At 66.7% G+C, this 11,958-nt stretch carries 10 protein-coding genes and 1 tRNA gene; 7 read left to right on the forward strand and 4 right to left on the reverse strand.

Going from position 1 to position 11,958, the window contains the following annotated elements; translation table 11 throughout:
• Positions 1–6 precede the first annotated feature (6 nt).
• The 3 genes from D107_RS0104845 to D107_RS0104855 all read left to right on the forward strand — a co-directional run bounded on the left by D107_RS0104845 (position 7) and on the right by D107_RS0104855 (position 2,618).
• Positions 7–729, forward strand: coding sequence for a pteridine reductase (locus D107_RS0104845; RefSeq protein ID WP_018880898.1), 723 nt, complete (start codon positions 7–9; stop codon positions 727–729).
• 64 nt (positions 730–793) lie between these two features.
• Positions 794–1,054: an accessory factor UbiK family protein gene (locus tag D107_RS0104850; RefSeq protein WP_018867744.1), complete on the forward strand. Its 261-nt coding sequence runs from the start codon at positions 794–796 to the stop codon at positions 1,052–1,054.
• A gap of 58 nt (positions 1,055–1,112) precedes the next feature.
• Complete coding sequence (locus tag D107_RS0104855; RefSeq protein ID WP_018880899.1) at positions 1,113–2,618, forward strand: YifB family Mg chelatase-like AAA ATPase; 1,506 nt, start codon at positions 1,113–1,115, stop codon at positions 2,616–2,618.
• Positions 2,619–2,699: 81 nt separating this feature from the next.
• Here the strand turns inward: D107_RS0104855 and D107_RS0104860 are convergent, their stop codons facing one another.
• Positions 2,700–3,587 (reverse strand): c-type cytochrome, encoded by an 888-nt coding sequence (locus D107_RS0104860; protein ID WP_026280746.1) that lies wholly within the window; start codon positions 3,585–3,587, stop codon positions 2,700–2,702.
• 185 nt (positions 3,588–3,772) lie between these two features.
• Between D107_RS0104860 and D107_RS0104865 the strand changes: the two genes are divergently transcribed.
• Positions 3,773–3,849 (forward strand) — tRNA-Arg (locus D107_RS0104865).
• Between the two features lie 620 nt (positions 3,850–4,469).
• A complete protein-coding gene (locus D107_RS14230) occupies positions 4,470–4,598 on the forward strand; it encodes a hypothetical protein (protein WP_255349387.1) in 129 nt (42 codons plus the stop codon).
• 127 nt (positions 4,599–4,725) lie between these two features.
• Here the strand turns inward: D107_RS14230 and D107_RS0104875 are convergent, their stop codons facing one another.
• From D107_RS0104875 to D107_RS0104885, 3 genes are all read right to left on the reverse strand, one after another.
• A complete protein-coding gene (locus tag D107_RS0104875) occupies positions 4,726–5,775 on the reverse strand; it encodes a DmsC/YnfH family molybdoenzyme membrane anchor subunit (protein WP_018867740.1) in 1,050 nt (349 codons plus the stop codon).
• Positions 5,776–5,800: 25 nt separating this feature from the next.
• Positions 5,801–6,496: a 4Fe-4S dicluster domain-containing protein gene (locus D107_RS0104880; protein WP_026279312.1), complete on the reverse strand. Its 696-nt coding sequence runs from the start codon at positions 6,494–6,496 to the stop codon at positions 5,801–5,803.
• A gap of 68 nt (positions 6,497–6,564) precedes the next feature.
• On the reverse strand, positions 6,565–9,471 hold the full coding sequence (locus D107_RS0104885) for a molybdopterin oxidoreductase family protein (protein ID WP_018879331.1): 2,907 nt from the start codon (positions 9,469–9,471) through the stop codon (positions 6,565–6,567).
• Positions 9,472–9,698: 227 nt separating this feature from the next.
• Here D107_RS0104885 and moaA point away from each other — a divergent pair, with 227 nt between their 5' ends.
• Together moaA and D107_RS0104895 are read left to right on the forward strand one after the other, a co-directional pair.
• On the forward strand, positions 9,699–10,703 hold the full coding sequence (gene moaA, locus D107_RS0104890; RefSeq protein WP_018875933.1) for a GTP 3',8-cyclase MoaA: 1,005 nt from the start codon (positions 9,699–9,701) through the stop codon (positions 10,701–10,703).
• A gap of 303 nt (positions 10,704–11,006) precedes the next feature.
• A complete protein-coding gene (locus D107_RS0104895; RefSeq protein WP_018880901.1) occupies positions 11,007–11,948 on the forward strand; it encodes an IS110 family transposase in 942 nt (313 codons plus the stop codon).
• The last annotated feature ends 10 nt before the right edge of the window (positions 11,949–11,958 follow it).

Below are 11,958 nucleotides of genomic sequence, written 5' to 3' on the forward strand. Positions count from 1 at the left end.
GCGGGCGTGGTGCTGATCACCGGGGCCGCACGGCGCGTCGGCGCCACCATTGCCCGGCACCTGCACGCGGCCGGGTTGCGGGTGCTGATCCATTACCGCGGCTCGCGTGACGAGGCCGACGCGCTCGCCGCCGATCTGAACGCGGTGCGCCCCGACAGCGCCCGCACCCTGCAGGCCGACCTGCTCGACCCCCAGGCCATCGAAGTCCTCGCCCGCGACGCCGAGGCGGCTTGGGGGCGGCTGGACTTTCTCGTCAACAACGCCTCGACGTTCTATCCAACCCCCGTTGGCGAGATCCGCGAATCCGCCTGGAACGACCTGATCGGCTCCAACCTGAAGGCGCCGACCTTCCTCACCCAGGCCTGCAACCCGGCGCTGCAGCGGGCGCGGGGCGCGGTCGTCAATATCGTGGATATCCACGCGCTGCGCCCGCTCAAGGGCTACCCGGTATATTCGGCGGCCAAGGCCGGGCTCTGGGCCCTGACCCAGGCCTTTGCCCGCGAACTGGGGCCCGGCGTGCGGGTCAATGGGGTTGCGCCCGGCGCGATCCTCGCGCCGGAGGATGCGCAGAATACCGGCACCCACGAGGCCATGATCGAGCGCACCGCCCTCAAGCGCGAGGGCAGCCCGGAGGATATCGCCCGCACCGTGCGGTTCCTGCTGCTGGATGCGCCCTACATTACCGGCCAGGTTATCCCGGTGGATGGCGGCCGCTCCGCGTCGCAGTAGCCGTACCCGGGGTCAGCCGCGCTACACTGGCCAGAACCAAGAACACGCGTCAGGAGACCACCCGATGATCGATTCCAAACGCTTCGACGACCTGGCTCGCCGGATCACCGAAAGCCTCCCGGAGTCCGTGCGCCATATGCAGGAAGACGTGCAGCGCCAGGTCCGCTCATCGCTGCAAAGCGGCTTCGAGCGCATGGACCTGGTCACCCGCGAGGACTTCGACATCCAGGTCGCCCTGCTGGAGCGCACCCGCGAACGCCTCGCCGAACTGGAGGCCCGCGTAGCCGCGCTGGAGGGGCGGCCGGACGACACCCCGGGGCAGTAGCCACCACTGAAACCACCCGCCGGGGACGGACCCCTGGCGGCCGAACGGAGGGGCACGGATGCCCGTCACCATCGCCTACGCCCGCGCCATCGATGGCATTCATGCCCCGCTGGTGACCATCGAGACCCACCTGGCCAATGGCCTCCCGGCCTTCCAGATCGTCGGCCTGCCGGAGGCCGCGGTGCGCGAGAGCCGTGATCGCGTGCGCGCGGCGATCCAGACCAGCGGCTTCGAATTTCCGCGGCGGCGCATCACCGTCAACCTGGCCCCCGCGGACCTGCCCAAGGACGGCGGCCGCTTCGATCTCGGGATCGCGCTCGGCATCCTCGCCGCCAGCCAGCAGATCCCGGCCGAAGCCCTGGCGGCACACGAATTCCTCGGCGAACTGGGGCTGGACGGCCAGTTGCGGCCGGTGGGCGGCACACTGGCGGCCGGACTCGCCGCCGCGGATGCCGACCGCGCCCTGGTGGTCAACCCGGAGGACGGCGCCGAGGCGGCACTGGCGAGCCGCGCGCGAGTCCTCACCGGGTCACACCTGACCGCGGTATGCGCGGCGCTGGCCGGGCGCGACGCCCTGGCACCCGCCCGGCCGCCCGAGCCGGAACCGCCGAGCCACCCGGACCTCGCGGACGTACGCGGCCAGCACCAGGCACGGCGCGCCCTGGAGATCGCCGCGGCCGGCGGACACCACCTGCTGATGGTCGGCCCGCCCGGGAGCGGCAAGTCGATGCTCGCGGCGCGCATCCCCGGCATCCTGCCGCCGATGGACGAGGCCGAGGCGCTGGAGACGGCCGCCATCCACAGCCTGCGCGGCAGCACCCACCTGCGGGGTGACTGGCGGGCCCGGCCGTTCCGCTCCCCCCATCACACCGCGTCGGGCGTGGCCCTGGTGGGCGGCGGCAGTACCCCGCGCCCCGGGGAGATCTCGCTGGCGCACCAGGGCGTGCTGTTTCTGGACGAACTGACGGAGTTCGACCGCTCGGTGCTGGACGTGCTGCGCGAGCCGCTGGAAACCGGCGTAATCCACATCTCGCGCGCCGCGCGCCAGGCCGAGTTCCCGGCCCGCTTCCAGCTGGTGGGGGCGATGAACCCCTGCCCGCAGGGTTTCGACTGCGACCTGGCCGAACGCTGCGAATGTACCCCGGAGCAGCGGGCCCGGCACCGCAAGCGCCTGTCCGCCCCCCTGCTGGACCGGATCGACCTCGCCATCGAGGTGCCCCGGATCCCGCCGGCCGACCTGGCTGGCGCGACCGAGCCCACCGAGACGTCCGCCGCGGTCGCGACGCGCGTGACCCGGGCGCGCGACCGGCAGCAGGCGCGCCAGGAGGGGCTCAACAGCACTCTGGATGGCGCGGGACTCGACCAACACGCCGCCCTTGCGTCCACCGACCGCGAGCTACTGGACAAGGCGGCCGAGCGCTTCCGTCTCTCGGCACGGGCCTATCACCGCATCCTGCGCGTGGCGCGCAGCATCGCCGATCTGGAGGGCGCGGAAGCGATTGCCACCCGACATCTCACCGAGGCGCTGAGCTACCGCGCCCTGGACCACTGGCGTACCCAATAAACGGGGAAGCGTCGGCCCGCAAAGAAAAGGCCCCGCCCGGTCTACCGGGCGGGGCCTTTGTACGCGGCAACGGCGCGACGATCAGTCTTCGAAGGTCGCCACGTAGACCGCCAGATCGGCGATGTCCTGATCCGACAGGTTCGCGGCATTCGGCGCCATCAGGGCCGTCTGGTCACCGACGGTCTCGCCGGCGCGGTAGCGCACCAGCTTGTTGGCGATGTACTCGGCATCCCGGCCGGCCAGCTTCGGGAACACCGGGGTGCCCTGACCCTGCGCACCGTGGCAGGCCACGCAGGTGTTGTAACGCGACTGACCGCGCTCAACATCACCCTCGTCGACCGCAATAGCGGCCACGGCTTCGGCCTCTTCCTCGGCGGCCGCTTCGCCCGCGTCGGTGGTGGCCACCGGCTCCTCGCCTTCAGCGGCGGCGTCGTCCGCGGCGGTGTCGCCGTTGCCGTTGCCATCGCCGTTACCGCTACCTTCGTAGTCGTGATCGACGCCCGCCTGGTCGAGCATGTAGGCCACGGCCTCGTGCATCTGCTCGTCGGTCAGGCTCGAGTCGCCACCGCGCGCCGGCATGGCGCCGATGCCGTTGATCGAGTTCTCGAACAGGGTCTCCAGACCCTTGTCGTTCAGACGGTTGCTCCACTCGTCCGTGTCGTCCTTGAGCGGGGCACCGGAGGCGCCCGAGTCATGGCAGGCGGCGCAGACGTTGGCGTAGATGTCGCCCGGGCTGAGGTCCGCGGCTTCCTCGGCGGTATCCACCTCGCCAGAGACCACCCGGCCGATCGGCGCGATGCGCTGGGCAATACGCTCCTCACTCACGGCCTCCGCCTGGGAACCCATCATGCCCCCAATCCAGCTCGCGAGGTGCGACACCAGAAACAGCACCGTGGCCAGCAGGGCCAGGGATGCGATAAAAAGCAACACCTTGTTCCCGGTGTCCATCTTGATCGGTTGATTTCCCACTTCTCTCCCTCCGAGATCCTGGCCATGCGTGGCCTTGTGGTGTGCCCTGTCAAAAAGCGCTCGCGCGGTACGCGCAAATCGGGCGCAGAGTATAGGGCATCATGCCAGGCGCGACCACAAACCCAGCGGCGCGGTCAAATATGGCTGGACGCACCCGCGGCCCCGCCCGTATCATTGCAGCCCTTGCGCCCGTAGCTCAGCTGGATAGAGCGCTGCCCTCCGGAGGCAGAGGTCAGAGGTTCGAATCCTCTCGGGCGCGCCATTACGCAAAAAGGGACCCTCGTGGTCCCTTTTTGCGTAATGGGGTGTCTGAGGGCCCGATTCGAACCTCCGTTCGAGCCGAGGCCCGCAACGCGGGCCGACGCGCGGTACCGCCGCAGGCGGTGCCGGCCCGAAGGGCCAAGCGACCGCAGGTCGCGCAGCCATCCTCTCGGGCGCGACGCCCGAACACCCCGGGCGTAGCCCCAAGCTCCATTCAAGCCGAGACCCGCAGCGCGGGCTGAGCGCGCCACAGCCACGGCCCGTGCCGGCTCGAAGGACCGGCGGCGCAACGAGCCCAGCCCCTCGGCGGCAGCCTCGGGACGTTCGCCGACACGAAGCCAGCCTCGCGCCCCCACCCTCTCGGGCGCGAAGCACGAACACCCCCGAATCCAACCCGGCGAACCTCCAGTTCGAGCCGAGGCCCGCGCAGCTGCGCTGACATCCCCGTCCGCCGGATACAGCCCGAACGTTCCGCCAGCCTTCCGTTCCGCCCTTACCCGCCACAGCGCCCGCGGCGCACTGTCCGAATCGACTCCCGGCATGATCTGGATCAAATCGGAGGCCGGCTCCGGGGGCTAGCGTCGAAGGTGCATGGACCCAACTAGAGGAAAGATCATGCTGATGGAAATCATGTTTCAGTCGCCCATCGGGATCCTGACGATCGTGACGCTGGCGGGCATCGCGGCCTTCTTCGCGTACGTGATTTACTTCATCGTTCACGGGATGCACGAGAACGACAAGGGGCAATAGGCCCGGACGGATCCTGCCCGGGGCAGCCCCTCCAAACAGAAAAGGCCGGGGCGTCGGTCATCCAACGCCCTGGCCTTTGGTACGGGTTACCCGGAGCGCCCGGGTAACCCGTATGGTTGCGTCCGACTCAGGAGCCGGAGCCCCCGGGCGTATCGCCCAATTCGGCGCGCGGTGCGTCGCCACGGCGAGCATCCGCGGCCACTTCCGGGCCGACGCGGCTCGGCTCGGCCAGGGAGTCGGTGCAGGTCTGGGCACCGTGGTACAGGCGCACGACGTGCTTGGCCTCGGCGAAGAACAGCCAGCGCTCCATGCCGATCCCGACCAGGCTCGACACCGCCGCCAGCCAGGCGATACCGGCCGGCGCACCGGAAAGGATAGAACCGAAGACCAGTACCGGGGCGATGAAGCCGAGCAGGAAGACGCCCATCTTGATGTTGTCGATGGTGTCCTTGCGCGGGTCGTAGCCGAATTCGTCGGTCAGGAAGGTGCCGGCGGTGTGGCCGGTATCCAGCAGACGCACGGTCGCCCGGTTGAAGGTGGTCGCGGTGTTGATGGTCGGACCGTTCACGCGCGAGATCCAGAAGTAGTAGATCCCCTTGAGCAACGCGGCGGCCAGCAGCGCGACGATGGCCACGCCCGCGTGCAGCGTGGTGGCATTGCCGAACACCGCGGCGATGGCGGCGAACAGCGTGGTTCCGGTCGCGATGCCCAGCATGATGTAATTCGCCGGGGTCAGCGCCGTGTTCCACTGGCGGATGGTCTTCAGGCAGCCGTAGATCATGCCGGTGGAGAACAGGGTGATCACGGCCAGCACGGCAGCGATCGCGCCGGCCATAGCGGGCAGCGGCCCGATGGCCGAACCCTGCAGCAGCACACCCAGACCGTAGATACCGGCGAAGGGGTAGAACAGCACCGCGAACACGGCCTCGCGCGACAGCCAGGAGGTCTTGAAGCGCATGAAGGAACGCCAGGCGTTCTTCTTGTTCGCCAGGTGACCGGTGGAGAGCATCAGCCCCAGGGTGATCATCCCCAGCGACACCAGGCCGTGCGCCAGCAGCTCGCCGTGGCTCATGGCCGGGCCGATACCCGCGAGATGGAAGGCCGCCAGCAGGATGAACAGGCCGTAGCCCGCACCCGAGATGACGGTAAACAGGATGACGGAAAATGCCGGATGCATATGAATTCTCCCGTTCGGGCCGCGCCTAGCGCGCGACCATCTTGTTGACCCAGTCCTTCACCGAGGTGACGAGCTTGTTGGCGCGCACGTCGTCGGTGGGGATCGGGCGGGTGATACGCGGGGGCAGATAGGTGTTGACCGGCTTGTAGCCCAGCTCCGGCATCTGCTTCACGCCGCCGCGCTCGCGCACCAGGCGGCTGACCTCGGAGTCCTGGTCGTCGAAGTCACCGAAGAACCGGGCGTGCGCCGGGCAGGTGATCACGCAGGCGGGCTGGCGCTCTTCCGGCGGCAGCTGCTCGTCGTAGATTCGGTCCACGCACAGCGTGCACTTCTTCATCACGCCGTCTTCGCGGTCCAGCTCCCGGGCGCCGTAGGGGCAGGCCCAGGCGCAGTAGTTGCAGCCCATGCACTTGTCCTGGTCGACCAGCACGATGCCGTCTTCCGGGCGCTTGTAGGAGGCGCCGGTCGGGCAGACGTTCACGCAGTCAGCATGCTGGCAGTGCATGCAGGACATCGGGATGTTCACGGTCTTGTTGTTGGGGTAGTCGCCGACTTCGTAGTGGCGAATACGGTTGAACCACACGCCGCTGGGGTCCTCGCCATAGGGGCGATAGTCGGTCAGCGCGCCGGTGGTACCGCTGGTGTTCCACTGCTTGCAGGCCACCGCGCAGGCGTGACAGCCCACGCAGGTATCCATGTCGATTACGAGTCCAAGTCGCATTTCAGGTACTCCTCAAATTCTCTCGGGCCGCCGGCTTCGGCCGGCGGCATGGCCCGGATCCGTGATGCCTACTGTTCGTCGTCCAGCGAGCCGCGCGTCAGCACGTCGCGGATGGAACGGTTCAGGTGCACCGGCTTGTGCGCCGCGTAGCGGAGCTGGTCCGGGGCCTCGGACATGCCGGGCGCCGGCTTGATCGTGTCGAAGTCGGGCCAGGTGCTGGCCTCTTCCGGGTCGGCCGGGGTGATCTTGACCTTCAGGTCGTACCACGCGGCCTGGCCGGTGACCGGGTCGGAGTTGGTGATGTTGTCCACCGGGTCGCCCTTCTTCGGCAGCAGCTCACTGATCAGGTGGTTCATCAGGAAGCCCTTGTTGGACTCGTTCGCGTCCGGCTTCAGGCCCCAGGCGCCCTTCTGCTTGCCGATGGCGTTCCAGGTCCAGACGGTGTTCGGCTCGCAGCCCTCGATCAGCTTGACCTGCACGCGGATCTTGCCGTTGTGCGACTCCAGCCAAACCCAGGACATGTCCGCGATGCCCATGGACTCCGCCTTGCCACGGTTCATGTACAGATAGTTCTGGGCGCAGATCTGACGCAGCCAGGCATTCTGCGAATCCCAGGAGTGGTACATGAACATCGGGCGCTGGTTGACCGCATAGAACGGGTACTCGTCCTCGTCGATCCGGGTCTGCTCCAGCGGCTTGTGCCAGATCGGCAGCGGATCGAAGAACTGGGTCAGGCGATCCTTGTGCTCCTGCTTGGTCGGCTGCGGGCCGTCATACAGGCCCTGGCCGGCCAGCTTGAAGCGCTGCTGGGTCTCGGAGTAGAGCTCGATGGTGATCGGATCGGTCTTGCCCACCCAGCCGGCGTGCTTGGCCAGCTCCAGGTAGTCCTTGTTGGCGAAGCGGTAGAACTGCTGGCTCGGTGCCAGGTGATGCACGAAGAACCCCTGATTCTCGATGTACGCCTCCCACTGCTTCGGGTTCGGCTCGCCACGCAGGTGGGTCTTGCCGTCCTTGCCGCGGTAGCCGGACAGGAAACCGATGCCGGGCTCCTTCTCGAAGTTGACGATGAAGTCCTTGTAGTCCTCGAACTTGCGGCTGCCATCGTCGTTGGTGAACGCCGGGAACTTCAGGCGGCCGGCCAGCTCGACCATGACCTCCTGCCAGGGACGCACGTCGCGGTCGACCTCGAGGATCGGGTGGCGGATGGAGTCCGCCGCCGCGGCCGGCTCGGAGATCGGGCGGTCCAGCATGGAGATGGTGTCGTATCGCTCCAGATAGGTCGTATCCGGGAGCACCAGATCGGCAAAGTTGACCGTCTCCGAGTGGAACGCATCCGCGACCACCAGGAACGGGATCTTGTACTCGCCGCTGTCGTCCTTCGCCCGCAGCATGTCCATCACCTCGGCGGTATTCATCGAGGAGTTCCAGGACATGTTCGCCATGAAGAAGATCAGCGTGTCGATCGGATAGGGATCGCCGTTGACCGCATTGGTCACCACCATGTGCATCAGGCCATGGTTGGAGATCGGCGCATCCCAGGAAAAGGCCTTGTCGATGCGCAGCGGGTTGCCTTCGTCATCGATGACCAGGTCCTCCGGCGCGGTCGGGAAACCGAGCGGCGGGCTCTTCAGCGGGGTGTTCGGCGCGCATTCCTTGGCCGGCTTGATGCCCGGCGGGACGTGCTTGGGATACGGCGGCTTGGCCAGGTGACCGCCGGGGCAGTCCACCGAGCCCAGCATGATCTGCAGCAGATGGATCGCGCGGCAGGTCTGGAAGCCGTTGGAGTGCGCGGAGATGCCGCGCATCGCGTGCATGGACACCGGGCGACCGAACACCTTGTCGTGCTTGCGGCCCCAGGAGTCGGTCCACTCGATATCGAGTTCGATCGTCTCCTTGAACGCGACGTGCGCCATCTCCAGCGCCAGGCGCTCGGTCTGGTCGGCCGGGACGCCGGTGACCTCGGCGGTGTTCTCCGGGGAATACTCGTCGCTCAGGTAGCGCTCGGCCAGCAGCGTCATCACGGTCTTGACCGGGCGGCCGTCGGGCGCGGTGTACTCGCCGAACAACGCCGGCTTGATGTCGACCTGGGTGCCGTCGACGAACGCCTCCTGTTCCAGCTCCCAGACCAGCGGGTTGCCGGCCTCGTCACGCAGGATCAGGCCATCGCCCTTCTGCCCCGGGGTCTGCACCACCAGCTGGGTGGCGTTGGTGTAGCGCACCAGGAAGTCCCAGTCGAACTGGTCGTTCTTCAGCAGCACGTGCAGCATCGACAGCGCGAACAGGCCGTCGGTACCGGGCTTGATGCCCACCCACTCGTCGGCGATCGCCTGGTAGCCGGTGCGCACCGGGTTGATCGCGACAAACTTGCCGCCGCGGCGCTTGAGCTTCTCCAGACCGATCTTGATCGGGTTGGAGGCATGGTCTTCCGCCACGCCCCAGAGCATGTGGTACTTGGTGCGGTCCCAGTCGGGGTCGCCGAATTCCCAGAAGGCGAAGCCGGTGGTATACAGACCGCCGGTGGCCATGTTCACCGAGCAGAAGCCGCCGTGGGCCGCCCAGTTGTAGGTGCCGAACTGGGTCGCCCACAGACCGGTCAGGGCCTGCATCTGGTCGCGGCCGGTGAAGAACGCCAGTTTGCGCGGGTCGGTCTCGCGGATCTTCTGCAGCCGCGTGGACAGCATGTCCAGGGCCTCGTCCCAGGAGATCGGCTCGAACTCGCCGGCGCCGCGCTCGGTGCCGGGCTTGCGGCGCATCGGCTGGTGCAGGCGCGCCGGGGACTGCTGCTTCATGATCCCCGCGTTACCCTTGGCACACAGCACCCCCTTGTTGATCGGGTGATGCCGATTGCCCTGGATATAGCGGACCTTGTTGTTCTGGACGGTAACCTTGATGCCGCAGCGGCAGGCACACATGTAGCAGGTGGTGTACTTGATCTCCTGCTCGCTGTGGTTCTCGAACTCGGGCAACGCGCTCATTCAGACGACCCCATAGATTACGGTTTGCTTATTCATGGGCCATATTGGCCATAAGCCGGGCTTTTGGCCAACGAAAAGTTCTTATCTTGGAATAAGACAAAATTATCTGTGAGAGATTTTGTTTATTGACGCAACGATTCTGAGGCATTGTTGTTGCGTTCCCGGAGAAGTGGTCTACGATGTGTGTGATGAAACATATCGCCCCCATCGGCAGGACGGAGCACCCCATGGAACAGCCCCTCAAGGACGAGAACGCACTGGTGGATGCCTTCGGCCGCCGCATCGAATATGTCCGCCTCTCGGTCACCGACCGCTGCGACCTGCGCTGCTTCTACTGCATGCCCAAGGGCTTTCGCGACTTCGAGGAGCCGGATCACTGGCTCAGCTTCGAGGAGATCGAGCGCGTCATGGGAGCCTTCGGACGTCTGGGCACCCGCCGCGTGCGCCTGACCGGCGGCGAGCCGCTGGTACGCAAGAACCTCCCGGACCTGGCCGCACGCCTGAACGCCCTGCCTGGCATCGACGACATCTCGCTGTCCACCAATGCCACGCGCATGGCGCGCCATGCCCAGGAACTGAAGGATGCCGGCGTGGCGCGCATCAACGTCAGTCTCGACTCGCTCAAGCCGGAAGTCTTCAAGGAGATCACCGGCGGCAAGCTGGAGAAGGTCCTGGACGGGCTGATGGCCTCCAAGGCCGCCGGGCTCGACCCGATCAAGATCAACATGGTGGTAATGGGCGGGATCAACGAGCCGGAAGTCGAGGACATGGTGGACTTCTGCATCGAGCACGGCTTCACCCTGCGCTTCATCGAGACCATGCCGATGGGCGACACCGGCCGCGAGGCGAAAGAGGGCCACTACGTGAACCTGCAGGACGTGCGCGCCCGTCTGGAGCCGCGCTACAACCTGGTACCCGGCGTGATGCCCGGCGGCGGCCCGGCGCGCTACATGCAGATCCCGGACACCCCCGTGCGCATCGGCTTCATTACGCCGATTTCGCAGCACTTCTGCGATACCTGCAACCGCGTGCGCCTGTCGGTGGACGGCACCATCTACACCTGCCTGGGCAACGACCACAGCCTGAACCTGCGCCCCTACCTGCGCGAGGGCTGCACCGATTCCGAACTGGAGGATCTGGTGGTCCAGGCCATCAACCTGAAACCGGAACGCCACGAATTCTCCGAGCGCCCGGAAAAGGTCATGCGCTTCATGTCCATGACCGGCGGCTAGCGTCACGGCGGGGCTGGCCCCGATCCCGTAGGAGGCCAGCCTTCTGGCCGATGGGGTGTGACAAGCGTCCCATCGGCCAGAAGGCTGGCCTTGTATGTTTACCCGTGGCAGGCCTAGAAAGGGTCTGTCGGGGTGGAGGGACGAAGCTGGCATCTGGCCTGTGGCACAGACGGTAGGAGAGTTCGTCCCACCCCTCACCTTAAACGCCGATAAGGAATCGATCGGCTCGGGACCGACGATAGATGGCAAGCCAGCGTTCGGTGAGGCCCCGACAGACCACTCCAAGCTAGCTCGGGAGGTGTGATGATGGCAACGCATCGGATCGGGGTCGATGTCGGCAAGGCCGAGTTGTGGATCAGCATCGACGGTGAAACCGCACAGCTGTGTCCCAACGAGCTCCCGGCGATCCGCCGGTGGGTCCGTGGTTTGCAGGGTCCGGCCGACTTCGCCCTGGAAGCCACCAACGACTATCACCTGGCCCTGGCGCTGGAGGCCCATCATCAGGGCCACCGGGTGTATCTGATCAATGGCTATCGCCTCAATCGCTACCGCGAGAGCATCGGTGGCCGGGCCAAGACCGATGCCGGGGATGCCCGGCTGCTGGTGCGTTATCTGCAACGCGAGCAGGACGAACTGCGCCCCTGGACACCGCCGCCCGAGGGCTACCGGACCCTGCAAAAGCTGCTGCGCCGGCGTGCCACGCTGGTACGGGCACGGGTCATGCTGGAGCAGAGTCTGCGAGGCGTACCCGAACTGCAGGCCCACCTGAAGCACCTGCTTCGGGAGATCGTTCGGCTGGATACCGTCCTCCAGCGTGTGCTGCGCGAGACGGTCAGTCGCGCCGGCTGGTCGGATCACACTCGGCGCTGCCAGCAGATCGAGGGTGTGGGCCCGCTCACCGCCACCGGCTTGGCGATGGCGTTCCATCGCGGCGCGTTCCGCAGCAGTGATGCGTTCGTCGCCTTCCTGGGGCTGGATGTCCGCATCCGCGACTCCGGCACAAAACGGGGGCAGCGCAAACTCACCAAGCAGGGCGATCCAGAGTTGCGACGGCTGCTCTACCTGGCCGCGATGCAGGCCAAGTCCAAACCCGCCTGGAGCGACTACTACCAGCGCTGCCTGGACCGTGGCCTGGCGACGACTCAGGCGCTGAATGCCTTGGCTCGCAAACTGGCCCGCGTCGCCTTCGCCCTGATGAACCATCAGACCGACTATCAACCTAAGACCCCTTGTGGAGAGACATAGAATCTCCTAC

The organism is Thioalkalivibrio sp. ALE30 (genome assembly GCF_000377465.1).
Classification (GTDB): Bacteria; Pseudomonadota; Gammaproteobacteria; order Ectothiorhodospirales; family Ectothiorhodospiraceae; genus Thioalkalivibrio.

Excerpts from the sequence above, each read along its gene's own strand:
- D107_RS0104850 (WP_018867744.1), top strand. The coding sequence starts at position 794 with ATGATCGATTCCAAACGCTTCGACGACCTGGCTCGCCGGATCACCGAA.
- D107_RS0104855 (WP_018880899.1), top strand. The coding sequence starts at position 1,113 with ATGCCCGTCACCATCGCCTACGCCCGCGCCATCGATGGCATTCATGCC.
- D107_RS14230 (WP_255349387.1), top strand. The coding sequence starts at position 4,470 with ATGGAAATCATGTTTCAGTCGCCCATCGGGATCCTGACGATCGTGACG.
- D107_RS0104875 (WP_018867740.1), bottom strand. The coding sequence starts at position 5,775 with ATGCATCCGGCATTTTCCGTCATCCTGTTTACCGTCATCTCGGGTGCG.
- D107_RS0104880 (WP_026279312.1), bottom strand. The coding sequence starts at position 6,496 with ATGCGACTTGGACTCGTAATCGACATGGATACCTGCGTGGGCTGTCAC.
- D107_RS0104885 (WP_018879331.1), bottom strand. The coding sequence starts at position 9,471 with ATGAGCGCGTTGCCCGAGTTCGAGAACCACAGCGAGCAGGAGATCAAG.
- moaA (WP_018875933.1), top strand. The coding sequence starts at position 9,699 with ATGGAACAGCCCCTCAAGGACGAGAACGCACTGGTGGATGCCTTCGGC.
- D107_RS0104895 (WP_018880901.1), top strand. The coding sequence starts at position 11,007 with ATGATGGCAACGCATCGGATCGGGGTCGATGTCGGCAAGGCCGAGTTG.